Source organism: Streptococcus sp. oral taxon 056 str. F0418 (assembly GCF_000220065.1).
Taxonomy (GTDB): Bacteria; Bacillota; Bacilli; order Lactobacillales; family Streptococcaceae; genus Streptococcus.
The window spans coordinates 1,651,637-1,671,215 of sequence record NZ_AFQU01000001.1; the positions used below are offsets into that span (position 1 = coordinate 1,651,637).

Here is a 19,579-nt window from a genome sequence, read left to right on the forward strand (position 1 = left end):
GGCTTCTCCTTAGTGTAAATAGGGGGCTAAGTCCAGCTTTTTAATACCTCCAATAATCAAGCGAGTGGCGCATAACCCGCTCACTAGTATGCTAAGAGGAATGAATAGGAAGCTTTGCTGGAAGTCTAAAATAAGATGAAGTTGACTAATTCCAAAATTGTTTAGCAGAAGATTGCAGAAAGCTTGCCCCAAGCTAAGTAGCAAAATTAGGGCAAGTAAGAAGCTAACCATGATGACCAAGCTAAAGGCTAGCAAGTAGTAGCTTATCAGTGCATGTTTGCTGAAACCTAAGAGCCGATATAAGGCTAAATCTTTTCTGTCCTTAATATAAATCATATAAATAAAGAGGCTGGTCAAAATAAAGACTAAAATATTCCCTAGCCAAAAGACCCCAAGCTGAATCTCCTTTATCCTTGCTAGAGTATCTCCAAAAGTCTGATAAAAGAAATCATCAACATCTGTAATTTTGTAGTCAGGATAGTTATTTTGTAGCTTCTGAAGGATTTTCTTTTTTTGGATACTTTCTTTTATTTGAATGGTTACCAGACTATTGAGAGCGACTTGATCTTTTACTTGGAAAGTGGCCTTAGCCGTTTTGCCACCATATGTTAAGTCAGAGTATATTCCAACTAATTTCATTTTCTTTTTCTTGCTATTTACCAGCATTTCCAATGAATCTCCAAGATTTAGGTTTAGATCATTGGCTTGAAGTTTGGACAGGGCGATTTCTTGATCATTTTTTGGAAACCTTCCCTGGCTATACTTAACTGGAAAAGAAGAGTGGTTTCCTACACTAACACGAAGTTCTCTTATCTGTCCCTTCTTATCTTTATATGCTATATTGTAGACTATTTGAGTGTTGAAGCTTTCTATTTCATGATTCTGACTTAATTCTTTGACTACTTGCTTGGTTTTTTCTTCGATCTTCTCTGTTTGAAAAAGATCCATTCGTATATCAGATTTTCCAACTCCTATATACTGAGTAAATTCTTTGTCAGTCAGTGTGCGATGGAGATTGGTCGGTAGGAGTAGGACAAATCCAATCAAAGATAGAATGAAAAGCATGGTTAAATAAAGTTTTTTATGTTGGCAAAGTTGCTTCCAAGAAAAATAGAGAGTATCTATAAAACGATGACTAGGAAGTCTTTTTTTAGTTGGATTCTTTGTCTTTTCTTGTTTTTGTGACTTTTGAGAAGATAGGGCTTGGCCAGGTGTTAGCTTTTTGAGTGATTTGAGCGGTTGCGAGGTAATCCAAGCAATCAAGCCAGATAAGATGGCGGTCAAAGCTATTTCTAGTAAATAACTATAAAAAGGTGTCCTGCTTTTCCCCATAGACATTTCCATCTTTTTGAGCACAGGTTGAGTAAGGGGATAAGCAGTTAACCAGCTGAGAATAATAGCCAGCAGCATGCAAGCATAATATTTGGCTAGATAAACATTTTTAATAAAGGTTTGGGGGAGCCCCATGACTTTCATGATTGCTATTTGCTGAAAGTCCTCTTCAATCTTTGCTAGAAGGGCAAAACGCATACAGAGGAGAGTGATAAAAATCAGGGTCAAACTAAGGAGGAGATATACAAGAATAACAAGAGCATCATTGATTCCATTAATCATTTTAATGACAGAATAGCTAATGATGGGAGGTCCGTTACTCTCTAATCTAGCTGCCTGGTAATCCGTTTCTATTTTAGAAATTTGGCTAAGTCTTTGGAGTCTAAAAGCGATTAAGAATTCAGTAGATGTTCCTTTCTCTTCTTTCAAAGCTTTTAGGTCATCTGGATGGATGAGAAATCGCTTAGAAGAAACAAGACCTGCATTCATAAGGGCATCCCGTACATACCCTTTAACAGTCAAGTTTAATCTTCCAATGTTGATTTGGTCTCCAGGTTTGATATTACCCTTTTGATAAAAATAGAGCGGGATGTATACTTGTCCTTTTTCAGGTTTGATAATTTCATTATTTTGATTGAGTAAAAAATCAAAATGCTGATTTTGGCTGGAGAAACCTAAATCTTGAGAATTGTCTTGCAAACTCGCTTTACCATTAATCTTAAGAGTTGACTTTTCGACATTTATGAAATCAGAAATCTGATAGTTTGAAATATCAGGATGCTTTTTTACGAATTTTTCTAATCTCTCTCTATCGATAGGACCACTGTGCATTTGTAGCAAGTGGGGGCTTTTAGTAGTTTGCACAAACTCTTCGATAGATGTCAGTAAACTGGTGCTGAGGCGAGTTGCAGAAATCACTACAGTCATGCTAAAAAATAGAAAGAGAGCAATGACTAAGACGCTGATTTTATTAGCTTTAACATCATTTCGGATTAATCTTAGAAACATATTCGAGCTCCTTAATTGCGGATTGGCGGTAGAGAAAGAGAGCGCTAATACTGATACAAAATCCTGCAAGGATGAGAAGAAGTCCATAACCACGACTGCTTCCTGTTCCGATGATAGGACCGATCCAAGTGGCTAATGCTCCTTTTGGGAGGAGGAGTGGTTTAAAGAAGCTATCGGCCACCCAGCCCATGCTGGCATAGGCGATGACGTAGCCGAACTGTGAGATGATTCCGATTGTGCCCCAGGCTTTCCCTTGCTCACTCTTATCTATATTTAAGCGAATCAAATAATCAATAGCCGTATTCGCAAAAGGTAGAGACATAAACAGTAAGAAGCCAAAAAAGCAAATCCAGACTAGGTTTTCCTTGCTGCCCATACCTGCCATAAAGATTCCCAATAGACCAAGCGATAGACTAAGGATCATATGAAAATGCTCCTTGATAGAAAAGATACCTAAGATAAGTCCGCCAAGTAGCATACCGCTACTGGAAATAGCCATGGTCCAGCCGACTTCCTGACTAGAGGCAAAGCCAATAATCATAGGAGTAAGCAAGATCTCAACGGTTCCTAGAAAGAAAGAGAAGGCCGTTCCCAGCAAAACCAAGAGCCATATTCCTCTTTTTTCATGGATGATTTGAAATCCTCGTATAAATTCACTCCAGAAAGGATGAGGTGTAGCCTTTATCGGAGCTTTGATATGGCGACGAGCGACCAGATTACAAATAACAGTCACAAAAATAGTCGAAAAATCAATTAATAGAATCAGACCAATTGTCCCCTGAGCCAAAAGAAGGCCGGCAAGGCTAGGAGAAATGAGGTAGCGAGCAATGCCGTTAATCTGTGACAGGCCAGTTGCTTTGGAAATCTGATCCTCCGGAACCAGGTCGGAAATGGTGGCTCGAAAGGCTGGATTAACTAGAGAAGAAAAGACAGAACTAATTGCAGCACCAAGGCAAATCTGAGGTATGGAAGGTTGATGAACCTGTAAACTAAAATAAATCCAGAGGACTCCCAGACCTGATAGACCATCTCCCAAAGCCATTAGAAGGCGACGATCATAACGATCAGCTAAAATTCCAGCCAAGGGTGTCATTAAGAGCCCAGGTAAAAAAGCACAAAGGGTGACTAGGGCAGAAGAAGCAGCCTGTCCAGTCAGCTGGTAGGTGTAAATTCCTAGCGCAAAAGAGGTCATGCCCGTTCCGATTTCAGAAATAAACGTTCCTAGCCATATCAGGAGGTAGATTTTAAAGCCACTATGTTTCATAAGGAGCCTCCTTTAGTGGATTAATTGCGCCAAAGAAGCAAAATACCCTTCTTTTGTCTGAAAAATTTTTTCTAATAAGTAGATGAATGCTTGAATCTTTTGATCTTGTTCAGCTCTCTCTAATTTCTGGAAGGAGTTGTCAAAAATCTGCAGGGAATAAGTGAGCATCATTTCGATACTCTCGTAAAGATAAGCAGTTTGCATCTCACCAGCTTGAAGACCTTCTTGAAAAAGAGGATAGAGAATTTGAGGAGCATTGCTTAATAGGATTTGATTGCTTTTTTCGTGAAGAAGAGCATTTTGGGGCTCATGTAAGTGTTCCAAAAATTCTTGTCCATTTTTTTTCAAATTCAATGAAGCTAGAGCACCCATTAGTCGTTCAATAATTGAGAGATGTTTCCTCTCTACCCAGATGCGCATTTGCTCAAAAGATTGTTCAATCCAACGTTCGATAATGGCATCCATGATTTCTTCTTTTGATGTGAAGTAGTAATAGAGGGTTCCTCTTGCAATCTGGGTTGCATCGAGAAGTTGAGAAATGGAAGTTTGGTCAAAGCCTTGTTCCACAAACATTTTTTCTGCGGTATCTAAGATAAACTCTTTTTTATTTGTCATGAGAAGCTCCTAAATTTTATAAACCGACTGTCGGTCTATAGTTCTACATATAGTATACTCCTTTAAAAAAGATTGTCAATTATTTATCTACTTTTCCGAAATTTTGTTATAATAGCTACAACAGGCAGTGATTATTCTGCCTAGATCTAGGTGTGAGATATTTTCACTCCTATAGGTTAAAAGGAGAATACTATGACACTTATTATTACTATTGCGATTACAGTTGTATTGGCTTTGTTTGTAATCTCTGTCTATAATGGTTTAGTAACAAGCCGTATGCAGACTCAAGAAGCTTGGAGTCAGATTGATGTTCAACTTAAGCGTAGAAATGACTTGCTTCCTAATCTGATTGAGACAGTGAAAGGATATGGTAAGTATGAGCAAGAAACACTGGAAAAAGTAACCCGATTACGCAGTCAAGTTGCCGACGCATCATCTCCAGCGGAAATAATGCAGGCTAGTGATGCCTTGTCTCGTCAAATTTCAGGAATCTTTGCTGTGGCTGAAAATTACCCAGATCTGAAGGCAAATACTAACTTCCTAAAATTACAAGAAGAATTGACCAATACGGAAAATAAAATTGCCTATTCTCGTCAGCTCTATAACTCAGTGACTAGCAACTATAATGTGAAATTACAAGCTTTTCCAAGCAACGTGATTGCTGGGATCTTTAGTTTTAAACCAGCAGATTTCTTGGTAACACCAGAAGAAGAAAAAGCAGTTCCAAAGGTTGACTTTGGCAGTAATGGTCTAGGTGATTAATATGCTTTTTGATCAAATTGCTGCAAATAAAAGACGAACTTGGCTTCTCTTGGTCGCCTTCTTTACTCTTTTAGCTGTGATTGGTGCAGCTGCAGGCTATCTTTGGTTGGGTTCTACTTTCGGTGGCGTAATCATCGCATTTATAATTGGTGGCATTTATGCTTTTAGCATGATTTTTCAGTCGACTGAGGTTGTTATGTCAATGAACGGGGCACGTCAAGTATCGGAAGATGAGGCTCCAGAGCTTTATCATATTGTACAAGATATGGCCATGGTCGCACAAATTCCTATGCCACGGGTTTATATTGTAGATGATATGTCTCCTAATGCTTTTGCAACGGGCTCTAAGCCAGAAAATGCGGCTGTTGCAGTGACGACGGGTCTTTTAAATCTTATGAATCGGGAAGAATTGGAAGGTGTTATTGGCCATGAGGTCAGCCATATCAGAAATTACGATATCCGTATTTCGACGATTGCAGTGGCTTTAGCCAGTGCGATTACAATGATTTCTAGTATTGCCGGCCGAATGATGTGGTTTGGTGGCGGAAGAAGACGAAGCGATCGTGATGATGACAGTGGCCTAGGCGTTTTGATGTTGATTTTCTCACTTATTGCAATTATCTTAGCTCCGCTGGCAGCGACTTTGGTGCAGTTGGCTATTTCGCGTCAACGAGAATTTCTAGCAGATGCTTCCAGTGTGGAATTAACCAGAAACCCTCAAGGAATGATAAATGCTTTGTTAAAGCTGGAAAATAGCGAGCCCATGCACCGTCATGTAGACGATGCGAGTGCAGCCTTGTATATTAGCGATCCTAAAAAGCAAGGAGGACTGCAAAAGTTATTTTTTACACATCCTCCGATTTCAGAAAGAGTGGAACGCTTAAGACATATGTAAGAGAGTGGGACAGAAATCGGTAATTCGTTAGAATTCGATTTCGTCGTCCCACCTCCGCACAGTTGAGTAGGGCTGTAAAAGCTGATGAAATCAGCGTAGTAGAGCCCACTCAACCACTGCGTCTTGCTCGACAATCCAAAGACAATTGAGAGGCTAGGACTTTTGTCCCAGCCTTTTTGTGAATCTTGAAATTATCTATTTTTTACGCTTAATAGAAGACAGATACCACCAATAATTGAGAACACCATCCAAGCAATTTCCATATTCCATAGAGCTAGGCTGGTAAAAATCATACTACCTAGTGGAATTGAAAAAGTAAAGATCATTGTGAGGAAATTGGATGTTTGCGCTAATACATCTGCAGGCAATTTGCTTAGTAGCATACTATTGAGTTTAGGATTTATTTTTCCTGAGATATACATAAGGAAGCTAAGCGCAATGATTCCCAAAAGAGCTGGTGCTTGGAGTAAGTTGCAGAGACCTAAAATAAAGATAAAAAGAGAACCCCAAACCATTAGTTTTGTCAGTGGAAGTTTAGCAAAGTAATCATTTGGAAAGGCACTTGCTGCAATAATTCCAATTACTAAACATGATTGAATAACCAAAATGGACTGACTGAGATCGAGTCCCCAAAATGGATGGTCCAATAAATAGAGATTATAAAGTGCCATTATAGAACCGCCAAGAGCATTTAATAGTAAGACCTGAAGCAACACTAAAATAAAATTTCCTACTTTTTCATGCTCGAAAATCATTTGTACATTTGTATAGAGGCTTTTCATTTGTGTTTTGAAGGGTGTTTTTTCAGTTTTTACGATGACGGCATCATGAGTAAGCTTTTTACGAACCAGGTAAAGGGTGCTAGAAGATAGAAGGAAGCAAAGAGCATTGATTAGGGCTACTATGGCAAAATTTTGTTGGCTGATATTGAGTAGCCAAACACCCAAAGCTTGGCCAGCAAAGCTTCCAAGATAAGATAGAAGCTGAGTGAAAGAGTAAGCCTCCATCAAATCTTTTTCAGCAATATTTTTTTGTAAAATAGGCATTTGCAGACCGCTTCGATAGTCGCTCATGATATCAGAAAATATATTGAGGAAACAAACAGTAGCAAAAGCTAAGTAAGATGTGGATTTGGTTAAAAAGGCAACTAAAATAAAGAGAAAAGCTTGTAGATATCCTAGATGAATGAGCCAGCGTGCTTTGTTTACAGTTTTATCTGCTTTCATACCAACAAAGATAGTAAAGAAGGTTGGTACAAGTACAATAAAATTGGCGATACCAACTGCGAATTTAGGCTGGGGCATGCTAGATGCGAGTACAACAAAAACAATATTATAGATAGAAGCACCCAAAGTATTAAAGATACGTGAGAGACTGATAAAAGCAAACAATTTATTTTTTAAAGCAAGTTTCATATAAATCTCCTTCGATAGTGGTTGTATTAGAAAGATTTCTAAAGGGATGTGATACAAGATCTTGATGTTATGATTATAGCAGGATAAAGTAGACTTTCAATAGGTTCTATTTAAGTGGTGAGATGATCTTAGTAAGTGGTAAGAAAAGAGGAGTGACTTGCAAGGTTTTTGTCTAAACGTTTTTTCATACTTTTGATGACGCAAAGATAAGATTTGATAGATTCTACATCTCATCAGCAGCTTGTCATGTTTACTTCTTGTTTGATCTTTTCTAGAGGGGCTAGCAGACTCGTTTTCAGTGATTCTGACTTTGATTATGTATTTTCTGGTGAGAAGGATAAGCGCTGATGACAGTCTTAGTTGTAAATCCTTTTGTCTTTGCAGGAATGAAACGGATAGTCTTGAAAAATTTTTGAGCGGATCATTCGCTTTGTTTTTGCAAAACGAGAGATAGATTTTGAGGCGATCTATCTGTATTTTTTGATAAAGACAGAGGATTTATGTCACAGAAATATGTAAAAAACAATCTTACATGTTCCTTGTTACTTTTCTTTTTTATTTAATAAAATATTTTTCCTCTACAGAAGGACAGACAATCATGGTATAATAAAAGAAAAAGCAAAGAGGAACTTATGTTAAATATACAAGAAATTCGCAAAAATCCAGATGGCTTGGCTTTTGAAAAAAAGTTTGACTTGGCAGAAGAACTAAAAGAGCGCAGTGTGGATATTTTAAATGTTCAAGATATTTTGGCTAGCGGAAAAGTTCAATATGAAGATGGACTTTATTTTTTGGACTATGAACTCTCTTACACGATTACACTCTCGTCAAGTCGGAGCATGGAACCGGTGGAGCGCAAGGAATTTCATCTAGTGAATGAGATTTTTATGGAAGAGGGGCAATACTCCTCAAAAGAGTTGATTGATCAAGATTTGGTATTGCCGATTGAAGATGGAGAAATCCATCTGGCTGAAAGCGTGGCGGATAATATCTTATTGCATATTCCGTTGAAAATTTTGACTGCCGAAGAGGAAGCAGGTAGCGAATTGCCAACAGGAAATAACTGGCAGGTCATGACTGAAGAAGATTATGAGCAATATCAAGCAGAAAAAAAAGAAGCCAATAATCCTTTTGCAAGTTTGCAAGGGATGTTTGAAGAATAATTTGATTGCACAGCAACTGCATCAATAAATATGTATATATTTATTGATGTGATGAGGTCGCAAATAATATTTACTTTCTTTTCACTTGTAAACATGGTAAAATATAACAAACTAACTATAGGAGAATGAAATGACTAAAGCAAATTTTGGTGTTGTTGGTATGGCCGTTATGGGTCGTAACCTTGCCTTAAATATTGAATCTCGTGGCTACACGGTTGCCATATACAATCGTAGTAAAGAAAAAACAGAAGATGTGATTGCTTGCCATCCTGAAAAGAATTTTGTGCCAAGCTATGACATTGAAAGCTTTGTAAACTCAATCGAAAAACCTCGCCGTATTATGCTCATGGTTCAAGCTGGACCTGGTACAGACGCAACTATTCAAGCCCTTCTTCCGCATCTTGACAAGGGAGATATCTTAATCGATGGAGGAAATACTTTCTATAAAGATACTATCCGTCGTAATGAAGAATTAGCCAACTCAGGTATCAACTTTATCGGTACTGGTGTTTCTGGTGGTGAAAAAGGTGCCCTTGAAGGTCCGTCTATCATGCCTGGTGGCCAAAAAGAGGCCTATGAACTGGTAGCAGATGTCCTTGAAGAAATCTCTGCTAAAGCGCCTGAAGACGGAAAGCCATGTGTGACGTATATCGGTCCTGATGGAGCTGGTCACTATGTAAAAATGGTCCACAACGGTATTGAGTACGGCGATATGCAGTTGATTGCAGAAAGCTATGACCTTATGCAGCATTTGCTCGGTCTTTCTGCAGCAGATATGTCTGAGATTTTTACAGAGTGGAACAAAGGCGAGCTTGATAGCTACTTGATTGAGATTACAGCAGATATCTTGAGCCGCAAAGACGATGAAGGTCAAGATGGTCCAATCGTAGACTACATCCTTGATGCAGCAGGAAACAAAGGAACGGGTAAATGGACCAGCCAATCAGCACTTGATCTCGGTGTCCCATTGTCACTCATTACTGAATCCGTATTTGCCCGCTACATCTCTACTTACAAAGAAGAGCGTGTACATGCTAGCAAGGTGCTTCCAAAACCAGCTGCCTTCAAGTTTGAAGGCGACAAGGCTGAATTGATCGAAAAGATCCGTCAAGCCCTTTACTTCTCAAAAATTATTTCATACGCACAAGGTTTTGCTCAATTGCGTGTAGCTTCTAAAGAAAACAACTGGAACTTGCCATTTGCCGATATCGCATCTATCTGGCGTGATGGCTGTATCATCCGTTCTCGTTTCTTGCAAAAGATCACAGATGCTTACAACCGTGATGCAGACCTTGCTAACCTTCTTTTAGATGAGTACTTCTTGGATGTAACAGCTAAGTACCAACAAGCGGTGCGCGATATCGTAGCTCTTGCTGTCCAAGCTGGTGTACCTGTACCAACCTTCTCAGCAGCTATTACTTACTTTGATAGCTACCGTTCAGCTGATCTTCCAGCCAACCTAATCCAAGCACAGCGGGACTATTTTGGTGCGCATACGTATCAACGTAAAGACAAAGAAGGTACTTTCCACTATTCGTGGTACGACGAAAAATAATATAAATCATGGCGAAGCGAATTTTATTAGTAGAAAATGAAAGAAATCTAGCGCGGTTTGTCATGCTAGAGCTACAAAAAGAGAATTTTCAAGTAGATTTAGTTGAAACGGGTCAAGATGGCCTAAAGTTGGCTAAAGAGAATGATTATGACCTACTTTTGCTCAGCTACCAACTATCTGATGGCAAGGCTTCGTATTTTGCAAAAGAATTGAGTCTTGTTAAGCCTGCTACAGTGATTATCGTCATGGCAGATCGTGAGGAAGTGGCAGATTCTACTGAAGAAATTCAGCGTTTTGCGGTCTCTTATGTAGTCAAGCCTTTTAGCATTAGCGATTTAATTGATAAAATCTCTGCGATTTTTCGAGGTAGAGATTTTATTGATCAGCATTGTAGCAAGCTGAAAATGCCAACAGCCTATCGCAATCTTCGGGTTGATTTGAAAAACCACATTGTTTATCGTGGTGAAGAAATTATTGCTTTGACTAGACGTGAATATGATCTGTTAGTGACGCTAATGGGGAATAATAAGGTCATGAGTCGTGAGCAACTGTTGGATCAAGTTTGGAAATATGAAAGTCCCTCAGAGACAAATGTGGTAGATGTCTATATTCGCTATCTTCGTAGTAAAATCGATGTCCCTGGTCAAGAAAGTTATATCAAGACAGTGCGTGGCAAAGGTTATGCTATGCAAGGATAAATCAATAACCTCTGACTTTTAGTAAAAGTCAGAGGTTTTTTGTCCGACAGATGCAATCGTTTGCTCATATTGTGCCTTCTTGAAGGATAAAAAATAGAAACTGTCAATGTATATAAAAAATGTTTGATATAGTATACATCAACAAATAACAAAGAAATAGAATATTTTAACAAATTTTATAAAAACGCTTTACAAAATAAAAATTCGTGGTAGAATAGTAATGTAAATGCAAACGATTTCATAAACGTTTGCAAAAAAATAAGGGGGATGGATGATGAAAAAATCATTCAAAAATATTTTAAGTTTTGAGTTTTGGCAAAAATTCGGTAAAGCTTTAATGGTTGTTATTGCAGTTATGCCAGCTGCTGGTCTTATGATTAGTATTGGTAAGTCACTACCAATGATTAACCCTAATCTAGGTATTTTAGTAACGACCGGTGGTGTCTTGGAGCAAATTGGTTGGGGAGTTATTGGTAACCTCCATGTCTTGTTTGCCCTTGCAATTGGTGGTAGCTGGGCTAAAGAACGTGCCGGTGGTGCTTTTGCGGCTGGACTTTCTTTCATTCTGATTAACCGTATCACTGGTGTGATATTTGGTGTTTCAGGTGACATGTTGAAGGATCCAGAAGCAACCGTGCGAACACTGCTAGGGGGCACTATTAAAGTTTCTGACTACTTCATTAGTGTTTTGGAGTCTCCAGCCTTAAATATGGGAGTTTTTGTCGGAATCATTGCAGGTTTTGTTGGGGCAACTGCTTACAATAAATATTACAATTTCCGTAAGCTACCAGATGCACTCTCTTTCTTTAACGGAAAACGCTTTGTACCATTTGTCGTGATTCTGCGCTCTGCAATCGTTGCGATTGTCCTTTCTTTCGTATGGCCTGTCATTCAAACAGGAATTAATAACTTTGGTATCTGGATTGCAAATTCACAAGATACGGCTCCTGTTTTTGCACCTTTCTTGTATGGTACTTTAGAGCGTCTCTTACTTCCATTTGGATTGCACCATATGTTGACAATTCCGATGAATTATACGGCTCTTGGTGGAACATATGAAGTGTTAACTGGTGCTGCGAAAGGTACACAAGTATTCGGACAAGACCCACTTTGGCTTGCTTGGGTAACTGACCTTGTTAACCTTAAAGGTTCAAATATGGCAAGCTACAATCAATTACTTGAAGCTTTCCATCCAGCTCGCTTTAAAGTTGGGCAAATGATTGGTTCATTTGGAATTTTGATTGGGGTAGCAGCTGCAATTTACCGCAATGTAGATGCTGACAAGAAACACAAATACAAAGGTATGATGATTGCCACTGCGTTGGCAACCTTCTTGACAGGGGTTACTGAGCCAATCGAGTACATGTTCATGTTTGTTGCAACTCCACTTTACCTGGTTTACTCAGTTGTTCAAGGTGCGGCTTTTGCAATGGCTGATATTGTTAATCTTCGTGTACATTCATTTGGATCAATTGAATTTCTGACTCGTACTCCAATGGCTATCAATGCTGGTCTTGGTTGGGATGTTGTTAACTTTATCTGGGTGTCAGTTGTTTTTGGAGTAGCAATGTACTTTATCGCTAACTTCATGATTCAAAAATTCAAATTTGCGACACCTGGTCGTTTAGGAAATTATGAAACTGCTGAAGGTTCTGACGATGCATCAGTGAGCTCATCAGATACCAAGGTTGCAGAAGCTTCACAAGCTGTTAATATCATCAACCTTTTGGGCGGTCGCGCTAATATCGTAGATGTAGATGCATGTATGACTCGTCTGCGTGTTACTGTTAAGGAAGCCGATAAGGTCGGAAATGAAGAACAGTGGAAGGCCGAAGGAGCTATGGGCTTAGTTATGAAAGGAAATGGCGTTCAAGCTATCTACGGGCCAAAAGCTGACGTATTGAAGTCTGATATTCAAGACCTTCTTGACTCTGGTGAAGTCATTCCTGAAACACTTCCTAGCCAAAAAGCAGAATCAACAGCTGTTGAAGTTGCCTACAAAGGTGTGACGGAAGAAGTAGAAACTGTTGCCGATGGTCAAGTCATTGCGATTACAGATGTTAAAGATCCTGTTTTCTCACAGAAAATGATGGGCGATGGATTTGCTGTAGAGCCTGAAAATGGTAAGATTTACTCACCAGTTGCTGGTACAGTAACGAGCGTATTCCCTACGAAACACGCTTTAGGACTTCTAACTGAAAATGGTTTGGAAGTACTAGTTCATATCGGATTGGATACTGTTAGCTTAGAAGGTAAGCCATTTGAAGTTCATGTGTCAGAAGGTCAGAGAGTTGTAGCAGGAGAACTTCTTGTGACAGCTGATTTGGAAGCTATCAAGGCGGCTGGTCGTGAAACTTCAACTGTTGTTGTCTTCACAAATGCAGCAGCTATCAAGTCTGTAACAGTAGAAAAACTTGGTCAAGCAGCAGTGAAGACAGTTGTTGCCAAGGTTGAATTGTAAAATAGAAAAGAGAAATCATGGCAAAATTCCTGACATTAAATACTCATAGTTGGATGGAAGAAGAGCAGGAAACCAAGCTAAATCAGTTGGTAGAACGCATTCTTCAAGAAAAATATGATGTCATTTGCCTGCAGGAAGTCAATCAATTAATGGAGTCTGAACAGGTTGTTCAGGCTCCTTTCTATCAGGCTGTTGAAGGGGCGATTGCGATTCATCAAGATCACTTTGCCCTTTGTCTAGTAGAAAAATTGGCAAAAGCAGGACTGGACTATCATTGGTCCTGGGCTTATAATCATATTGGTTTTGACATTTATAATGAAGGTGTGGCTATCCTATCTAGAAATCCTTTGTCTCCTAGAGAAGTTTTAGTCTCAGAAGTGAATGATCCTAGGGATTACCACACACGTAAGGTCTTAATAGCTGAGACAGAAGTAGAAGGTCAATTAATGACAATCGCTTCTTGTCATCTATCTTGGTGGGACAAGGGCTTCCAAGAAGAATGGGAGCAGCTTGAAGCTGAGCTTCTCAAGGTTTCAAGTCCAGTTGTTCTTATGGGAGATTTTAACAATCCAGTCGATTATGAAGGTTATCAGCATATCATGCGAAGTCCTCTTAAACTACAAGATAGCCACAAAGTGGCTGAAAGGATCGTTGGGAAAGCTACCGTTGAAGGAGCAATCGCTGGTTGGGATGGTAATCAAGACGCTCTGAAGATTGACTATATCTTTACAAGTCAAGGTATCCAAATTGAAAGCTCTGCCGTAGTCTTTGACGGAAAGGAAACACCGGTAGTTAGTGATCATTTTGGTTTAGAGGTACTTGTTCATTTGTAAAAAAATACTGAGACGGTAGTTGTCTCAGTATTTTTTACAAATGGTATCATTAAAAGGTGCTTTGAAAATCTTTTTCGATTTAGCTAGAGACTGCATTGGTAATTGCTTGCGGTTTAAGCGAGTTAAAAAGCTTTTCTTATTCACATGCTACTCCGTCATGGTCGCGATCTAAGTGAGGAGCGTAACCAGCTTGTCCTTCGTAAATTGGGGTTACGCCTGCAGCTCTGGCTTCAGCACAATTTCTGAAAGGACCGACTGTTGGAGTAGGCGCTTGCGCAGGTGCTTCGGCTATAGCCTGTTGAGTAGTAGCTTCTTGCTGAGCTTGTGCAGCGGCTTCGGCTTCCTGTTGAGCTCGAGCAGCTTCTTGTTGCTGCGCTTCGGCTTGTTTTTGTTCGGCTTCAAGCTTTTCTTTTGCGATTCGTTTTTCTTCCGCTTTTTTCTTAGCTTCTTGTTGTTTTAGTTCAGCTTCTGCCTTTTCTTTACTTTCTTTAATTTTCTTTTCTTCGTCTTCTTTTTTCTTACTAGCTTCTGTTTTGTCAGTGGAGCTTTCTTTGCTAACTACTTCTGTAGATTCTGTTGTTGTGGATTTTTCTGTGTCCGAAGAACAAGCCACAAGACCTAATAGAGAAATGGCCAAAAAGCAGAGTAAAGCTGAGTTTTTTATAAACTATTTCATAAGTAATCTCCTTTTGAGCATTTAAATTGATAACGCTTACGTATATTATATACAATATTTTTGCAAAAGTAAATATGGTTTTTGGCGAGCTTTGAAAATAAGAGAATACGGGTGGATTTTGAGTTTTCTCTACTTTTGTTATCCATGAAAATATGGTAAAATAGAGTATTAAGATTTGAGGAGGGAATCATATGCGTTGTCCAAAATGTGGTGGTAGCAAATCGAGTGTTGTAGATAGCCGGCAAGCTGAGGATGGGAATACGATTCGCCGCCGCCGTGAGTGTGATGATTGTCATCATCGATTTACAACTTATGAGCGGGTAGAAGAAAGGACCTTAGTTGTTGTCAAAAAGGATGGCACGAGGGAGCAATTTTCTAGAGATAAGATTTTTAACGGTATCATTCGTTCTGCGCAGAAACGTCCTGTATCAAGTGATGAGATAGAAGCACTAGTCAATCGAATTGAACAGAAGGTTCGTAGTAGTAGTGATAGTGAAATTAGCAGTGATTTTATTGGAAATTTAGTAATGGATGAACTGGCTGAGCTAGATGAAATTACCTATGTTCGCTTTGCGAGTGTCTATCGAAGTTTTAAGGATGTTGGTGAGTTGGAAAATCTTCTCAAACAAATCACCAAGGGTGTTAAAAAGAAGAGAGAGCAATAGATGAAACCAAATGATCTATTTTCATTTGTGAAAAATAATCTGGTGAGCCACGATACGAATAATCTCATACGCTTATATTTACCCATTATTGGTAGAGAAGCAGTTGATCTTTATTTATATTGTTTAGCTTTCTGGGACAATGGACAGCAGGCATACCCCTTTGGACATATTCTCAATCATTTAAATCTGGGCATGGAAACACTTCAAACAGGATTTGAACGACTGAGTGCCTTGCATTTGCTAGAACTTTATCAAGAAGATTCGGCTTATCAAATAAAATTGTTTGCCCCTCTTTCAACGGATGAGTTTTTCCAACATCATGTTTATAAGCGATTACTAGAAAAGAAAATTGGGGAAGTAGCTGTAGAATCCATGCTGATGAGTCAGCCTCGAGGACGACTTTTAGCTAGTAAATTATCTGCTGTTTTCGAAGTAGAAGATGATGTATCTATTGTTCGTCAGAAGCAAGAAGATTTTGATTTGGCACATTTCAAGCAAAGAATGGCACAGGACAATCTACGTTTTGCAGATGAAAAGGAAGATTTGTTAGAGTTGTTTTCAATAGCAGAGCAAAAAAATTGGACTTGGTATGAGGTGTATGTCTTAGCAAGAGAAACAGCTGTTTCACAGGTTATTTCTGTGAATCGAATGAAGCAAAAATTGGCTCAGAAAACGCTGGCAGGAGATTTTACACAGCAAGAGCAATCGATTATTCGAGCAGCAAAGAGTAAGACGCCCATGCTTTTCTTGGCAGAAATAAAAAAGACTCGTCAAGCAACCATTACGCAGTCAGAGCGTAGGATTTTACAAGAATTAGCGAACCTGGGTTTGTTAGATGAAGTGATTAATATTATCTTGCTATTGACCTTTAATAAAGTGGATTCGGCAAACCTAAATGAGAAATACGCTTTAAAAGTCGCCAATGATTTTGCCTATCAAAAGGTGACTAGTTCTGAAGAAGCTGTGATGAAAATCCGCGAGCGCAATCAGCAAAGTCAGAGTAGACCAGCTAAAGCTAGCCAGCCAGTTACTAAAAGTAATGTGCCTGACTGGAGCCAACCAGATTATAAAAATGAAACAAGTGCAGAGAAGCAGGCTGAGCTTGAAGAGCAAAAACGCCGCTTGCTTGCTAAGATAGAACAAGGAGGTGACTAAATGGAAAAGATTGGAGAGACCCTTTCGCATAAAAATCCTGCCCGTCAATTCAACTATGAGGAGTTGGTTCGTCAAATCGTAGAAGATCCTGATGTGGCGGCTTTTATCCAGCAGGAGAAACTTAGTCAATCTGAAATTTCCCGAAGCATCTCGAAGTTTAATCAGTATATTAGTGAGCGAAATCGATTTTTGCTGGGGGATGAAGCCTATATCGCCAAGGGCTATAAACCGATTTTGATCAAAAATGCAGGCTATGCGGATGTTTCCTACGAGGAGACTCCAGAGCTAGTCGAGCAGCAAAAGAACGAAGCAATTAAGAGTAGACTTAATCTAATCAATTTGCCTAGTAGTCTCAAGGAAGCTAGTCTGGCACAGGTAGATCTGGATGATGTTGGTCGCTATAAGGCTTTTGAACTGTTGACCAACTTCGTTGCTGAGTTTCCACATTACCAGAAAGCTGTTTATCTTTACGGGGATTTTGGAGTGGGTAAGAGCTACATGATGGCTGCTCTGGCGCATGATTTATCAGAAAAGCGCAGTGTTTCAACGACTTTGCTACATTACCCAAGCTTTGTTTTAGATGTTAAAAATGCAATCAGTTCCGGTTTGGTCAAGGAGAAGATTGACCAGGTCAAGACAGCTCAAGTGCTGATTTTGGATGATATCGGTGCAGAGCAGTCTAGCCCTTGGATGCGAGATGAGATTTTGCAGGTCATTCTCCAGCACCGTATGCAGGAAAATCTGCCAACTTTCTTTACTTCTAACTTTAGTTTTGCAGATTTGGAGCGTCATTTTGCTAGCTCTAAGAATGGCGATGAGACTTGGCAGGCCAAGCGAGTTATGGAGCGGATTAAGTTTCTAGCTCAGGAGGTACGCCTAGAAGGAGAGAATCGTCGATGAATGAAACGATTTACTTGATGAGGGCTCACACGTCTGTTCGTCGCTTTACGGAGGAGCAGATTTCGGATAAGGAATTACGTGCCATCATTGATGCGGGACGAGCCGCTTCCAGCTGGAAGAATTTCCAGTCCTACTCTATCATTGTGGTGCGAAGCAAAGAGAAAAAAGAAGCCCTCTTTGACTTGGTGCCCCAAGAAGCTATTCGGCAGTCTTCGGCCTTCCTGCTTTTTGTCGGCGACCTCAATCGAGCTCAAAAGGGCGTTCACATGCATACGGAAGACTTTTATCCTGAGGGAACAGAAAATCTCCTGATTAGTTCAGTAGATGCTGCTTTGGCGGGGCAAAATACTCTCTTAGCAGCTGAAAGTTTGGGTTATGGCGGAGTAATCATTGGATTGGTTCGTTATGTTGCCAGTCAAATAGCGGAGCTTTTCAAGTTGCCAGACTACACTTATCCAGTTTTTGGGATTGTTCTGGGGACTCCCGACCAGAACCATGCAGTTAAGCCACGTCTGCCTTATGAAGCAGTGGTCTTTGAGGAAGGATATCGTGAACAGAATCGTTCAACTATCCAAGCCTATGACCGCGTTCAGACTGAATATGCCGGCGAGCGAGCTAAGGAAACCTGGAGTCAGCGCCTAGCAGCTCAATTTGGTCGGGAGCCTAATCAGGCTATCAATCAACTATTCAAAGAAAAGAAATTAGAAAAATAGGACGGAGTTTGTCTCTGTCCTAAAGAATGAAAGAGGAAAAACATGGCCTTACCAACTATTGCCATTGTCGGCCGTCCCAATGTCGGCAAGTCAACACTCTTCAATCGGATTGCCGGTGAGCGGATTTCCATTGTGGAAGATGTCGAAGGGGTGACCCGCGACCGAATTTATGCGACAGCAGACTGGCTTAACCGCAAGTTTAGTATTATTGATACGGGCGGAATCGACGATGTTGACGCACCTTTTATGGAGCAAATCAAACACCAGGCTGAGATTGCCATGGACGAAGCAGATGTCATTGTTTTTGTCGTGTCTGGCAAGGAAGGTATTACAGATGCGGACGAGTATGTAGCTCGAATGCTTTACAAGACTCATAAGCCGATTATTTTAGCGGTCAATAAGGTTGATAATCCTGAAATGCGCAATGAGATTTTTGATTTCTATGCGCTGGGCTTGGGTGATCCATTCCCGGTTTCTTCAGTTCATGGGATTGGTACTGGGGACGTTCTCGATGCTATCGTTGAAAATCTACCAAATGAAGAAGTAGCCGAAAATCCTGATATGATCAAATTCAGCTTGATTGGCCGTCCTAATGTCGGTAAGTCTAGCTTGATCAATGCTATCTTGGGTGAGGAGCGTGTTATTGCCAGTCCTGTTGCCGGTACGACGCGTGACGCTATTGATACGGTCTTTACAGACAGTGAAGGTCAAGAATTTACCATGATAGATACGGCTGGTATGCGCAAGTCAGGCAAGGTCTATGAAAATACAGAGAAATACTCGGTCATGCGGGCCATGCGGGCGATCGATCGCTCAGATGTCGTTTTGATGGTGCTCAATGCCGAAGAAGGAATTCGTGAGTACGACAAGCGAATCGCTGGCTTTGCACATGAAGCAGGTAAAGGAATGATCATCGTTGTCAATAAGTGGGATACGCTAGAAAAAGACAACCATACTATGAAAAACTGGGAAGAAGATATTCGTGAGCAGTTCCAGTACTTGTCTTATGCCCCGATTATCTTTGTCTCTGCCTTGACCAAGCAGCGTCTCCATAAGCTGCCGGATATGATTAAGCAAATCAGTCAGAGTCAGAATACCCGTATTCCGTCAGCGGTGCTCAATGATGTTATCATGGATGCTATTGCGATTAATCCGACGCCGACTGACAAGGGCAAACGTCTCAAAATTTTCTATGCGACTCAGGTGGCGACTAAACCGCCAACCTTTGTCATCTTTGTCAACGAAGAAGAGCTCATGCACTTTTCTTACCTGCGTTTCCTGGAAAATCAAATCCGCAAGGCCTTTGTCTTTGAAGGAACCCCGATTCACTTGATTGCACGAAAACGGAAATAATGTGAAGCTGATGAAAGACAGCATGTTTTAGTACGAGATCTTGAGTGATTATACCACCAAGACAGAAAAGTAACAGTTAGGTAAGAATAGTACCTATCTACAGAAAAAGAAGCAAG

Annotated in this window: 17 protein-coding genes; 12 read left to right on the forward strand and 5 right to left on the reverse strand. The window is 40.1% G+C overall.

The annotated features are described in order from the left end of the window. Positions 1–9: 9 nt before the first annotated feature. From HMPREF9182_RS08235 to HMPREF9182_RS08245, 3 genes are read right to left on the reverse strand one after another with little or no spacing between them, the layout of a single operon-like run. Entirely contained in the window at positions 10–2,340 is a 2,331-nt protein-coding gene (locus tag HMPREF9182_RS08235) for an FtsX-like permease family protein (RefSeq protein WP_009754705.1), read from the reverse strand. After that, the gene (locus HMPREF9182_RS08240; RefSeq protein WP_009754554.1) at positions 2,315–3,604 is read right to left on the reverse strand and encodes an MFS transporter; all 1,290 of its coding nucleotides are present in this window, start codon (positions 3,602–3,604) and stop codon (positions 2,315–2,317) included. The genes HMPREF9182_RS08235 and HMPREF9182_RS08240 overlap by 26 nt, the downstream gene beginning before the upstream one ends. A gap of 12 nt (positions 3,605–3,616) precedes the next feature. Next, positions 3,617–4,219, reverse strand: a complete 603-nt coding sequence (locus tag HMPREF9182_RS08245; protein ID WP_009754841.1) for a TetR/AcrR family transcriptional regulator — start codon at positions 4,217–4,219, stop codon at positions 3,617–3,619. A 192-nt stretch (positions 4,220–4,411) separates the two neighbouring features. Here HMPREF9182_RS08245 and HMPREF9182_RS08250 point away from each other — a divergent pair, with 192 nt between their 5' ends. Then, complete coding sequence (locus tag HMPREF9182_RS08250) at positions 4,412–4,981, forward strand: LemA family protein (protein WP_009443557.1); 570 nt, start codon at positions 4,412–4,414, stop codon at positions 4,979–4,981. A gap of 1 nt (position 4,982) precedes the next feature. Beyond that, a complete protein-coding gene (gene htpX, locus HMPREF9182_RS08255) occupies positions 4,983–5,876 on the forward strand; it encodes a zinc metalloprotease HtpX (RefSeq protein ID WP_009754273.1) in 894 nt (297 codons plus the stop codon). A gap of 191 nt (positions 5,877–6,067) precedes the next feature. On the opposite strand, the gene HMPREF9182_RS08260 is transcribed toward htpX, so the two are convergent. Then, complete coding sequence (locus HMPREF9182_RS08260) at positions 6,068–7,291, reverse strand: MFS transporter (protein WP_009443344.1); 1,224 nt, start codon at positions 7,289–7,291, stop codon at positions 6,068–6,070. A 632-nt stretch (positions 7,292–7,923) separates the two neighbouring features. Between HMPREF9182_RS08260 and HMPREF9182_RS08265 the strand changes: the two genes are divergently transcribed. The 5 genes from HMPREF9182_RS08265 (at position 7,924) to HMPREF9182_RS08285 (ending at position 14,001) form a co-directional block, all read left to right on the forward strand. Beyond that, complete coding sequence (locus HMPREF9182_RS08265) at positions 7,924–8,454, forward strand: YceD family protein (RefSeq protein ID WP_009754998.1); 531 nt, start codon at positions 7,924–7,926, stop codon at positions 8,452–8,454. 130 nt (positions 8,455–8,584) lie between these two features. After that, on the forward strand, positions 8,585–10,009 hold the full coding sequence (gene gndA, locus HMPREF9182_RS08270) for an NADP-dependent phosphogluconate dehydrogenase (protein ID WP_009443994.1): 1,425 nt from the start codon (positions 8,585–8,587) through the stop codon (positions 10,007–10,009). Positions 10,010–10,017: 8 nt separating this feature from the next. Beyond that, positions 10,018–10,707 carry a response regulator transcription factor gene (locus HMPREF9182_RS08275; RefSeq protein ID WP_009443394.1) on the forward strand — a complete coding sequence of 230 codons (690 nt, stop codon included), beginning with the start codon at positions 10,018–10,020 and terminating at the stop codon, positions 10,705–10,707. 271 nt (positions 10,708–10,978) lie between these two features. Beyond that, on the forward strand, positions 10,979–13,168 hold the full coding sequence (locus HMPREF9182_RS08280; protein ID WP_009754424.1) for a PTS transporter subunit IIBC: 2,190 nt from the start codon (positions 10,979–10,981) through the stop codon (positions 13,166–13,168). Positions 13,169–13,185: 17 nt separating this feature from the next. Beyond that, positions 13,186–14,001, forward strand: a complete 816-nt coding sequence (locus tag HMPREF9182_RS08285; protein ID WP_009443741.1) for an endonuclease/exonuclease/phosphatase family protein — start codon at positions 13,186–13,188, stop codon at positions 13,999–14,001. A gap of 136 nt (positions 14,002–14,137) precedes the next feature. Here the strand turns inward: HMPREF9182_RS08285 and HMPREF9182_RS08290 are convergent, their stop codons facing one another. After that, a complete protein-coding gene (locus HMPREF9182_RS08290) occupies positions 14,138–14,614 on the reverse strand; it encodes an excalibur calcium-binding domain-containing protein (RefSeq protein ID WP_255263267.1) in 477 nt (158 codons plus the stop codon). Between the two features lie 254 nt (positions 14,615–14,868). On the opposite strand from HMPREF9182_RS08290, the gene nrdR reads away from it, so the two are divergent. Genes nrdR through der form a run of 5 tightly spaced genes read left to right on the forward strand, consistent with a single transcriptional unit; the run spans position 14,869 to position 19,463 of the window. After that, positions 14,869–15,342: a transcriptional regulator NrdR gene (nrdR, locus tag HMPREF9182_RS08295; protein WP_009443770.1), complete on the forward strand. Its 474-nt coding sequence runs from the start codon at positions 14,869–14,871 to the stop codon at positions 15,340–15,342. Beyond that, positions 15,343–16,497, forward strand: coding sequence for a DnaD domain protein (locus tag HMPREF9182_RS08300; protein ID WP_009443565.1), 1,155 nt, complete (start codon positions 15,343–15,345; stop codon positions 16,495–16,497). Next, positions 16,498–17,397: a primosomal protein DnaI gene (gene dnaI, locus HMPREF9182_RS08305; protein WP_009754832.1), complete on the forward strand. Its 900-nt coding sequence runs from the start codon at positions 16,498–16,500 to the stop codon at positions 17,395–17,397. Beyond that, the gene (locus HMPREF9182_RS08310) at positions 17,394–18,110 is read left to right on the forward strand and encodes an NADPH-dependent oxidoreductase (protein ID WP_009443844.1); all 717 of its coding nucleotides are present in this window, start codon (positions 17,394–17,396) and stop codon (positions 18,108–18,110) included. The genes dnaI and HMPREF9182_RS08310 overlap by 4 nt, the downstream gene beginning before the upstream one ends. A gap of 42 nt (positions 18,111–18,152) precedes the next feature. After that, a complete protein-coding gene (gene der, locus HMPREF9182_RS08315; protein ID WP_009754915.1) occupies positions 18,153–19,463 on the forward strand; it encodes a ribosome biogenesis GTPase Der in 1,311 nt (436 codons plus the stop codon). The last annotated feature ends 116 nt before the right edge of the window (positions 19,464–19,579 follow it).

What these genes read in the sequence shown, in the direction of transcription:
- HMPREF9182_RS08235 (WP_009754705.1), bottom strand. Translation starts at nt 2,340, where the DNA reads ATGTTTCTAAGATTAATCCGAAATGATGTTAAAGCTAATAAAATCAGC.
- HMPREF9182_RS08240 (WP_009754554.1), bottom strand. Translation starts at nt 3,604, where the DNA reads ATGAAACATAGTGGCTTTAAAATCTACCTCCTGATATGGCTAGGAACG.
- HMPREF9182_RS08245 (WP_009754841.1), bottom strand. Translation starts at nt 4,219, where the DNA reads ATGACAAATAAAAAAGAGTTTATCTTAGATACCGCAGAAAAAATGTTT.
- HMPREF9182_RS08250 (WP_009443557.1), top strand. Translation starts at nt 4,412, where the DNA reads ATGACACTTATTATTACTATTGCGATTACAGTTGTATTGGCTTTGTTT.
- htpX (WP_009754273.1), top strand. Translation starts at nt 4,983, where the DNA reads ATGCTTTTTGATCAAATTGCTGCAAATAAAAGACGAACTTGGCTTCTC.
- HMPREF9182_RS08260 (WP_009443344.1), bottom strand. Translation starts at nt 7,291, where the DNA reads ATGAAACTTGCTTTAAAAAATAAATTGTTTGCTTTTATCAGTCTCTCA.
- HMPREF9182_RS08265 (WP_009754998.1), top strand. Translation starts at nt 7,924, where the DNA reads ATGTTAAATATACAAGAAATTCGCAAAAATCCAGATGGCTTGGCTTTT.
- gndA (WP_009443994.1), top strand. Translation starts at nt 8,585, where the DNA reads ATGACTAAAGCAAATTTTGGTGTTGTTGGTATGGCCGTTATGGGTCGT.
- HMPREF9182_RS08275 (WP_009443394.1), top strand. Translation starts at nt 10,018, where the DNA reads ATGGCGAAGCGAATTTTATTAGTAGAAAATGAAAGAAATCTAGCGCGG.
- HMPREF9182_RS08280 (WP_009754424.1), top strand. Translation starts at nt 10,979, where the DNA reads ATGATGAAAAAATCATTCAAAAATATTTTAAGTTTTGAGTTTTGGCAA.
- HMPREF9182_RS08285 (WP_009443741.1), top strand. Translation starts at nt 13,186, where the DNA reads ATGGCAAAATTCCTGACATTAAATACTCATAGTTGGATGGAAGAAGAG.
- nrdR (WP_009443770.1), top strand. Translation starts at nt 14,869, where the DNA reads ATGCGTTGTCCAAAATGTGGTGGTAGCAAATCGAGTGTTGTAGATAGC.
- HMPREF9182_RS08300 (WP_009443565.1), top strand. Translation starts at nt 15,343, where the DNA reads ATGAAACCAAATGATCTATTTTCATTTGTGAAAAATAATCTGGTGAGC.
- dnaI (WP_009754832.1), top strand. Translation starts at nt 16,498, where the DNA reads ATGGAAAAGATTGGAGAGACCCTTTCGCATAAAAATCCTGCCCGTCAA.
- HMPREF9182_RS08310 (WP_009443844.1), top strand. Translation starts at nt 17,394, where the DNA reads ATGAATGAAACGATTTACTTGATGAGGGCTCACACGTCTGTTCGTCGC.
- der (WP_009754915.1), top strand. Translation starts at nt 18,153, where the DNA reads ATGGCCTTACCAACTATTGCCATTGTCGGCCGTCCCAATGTCGGCAAG.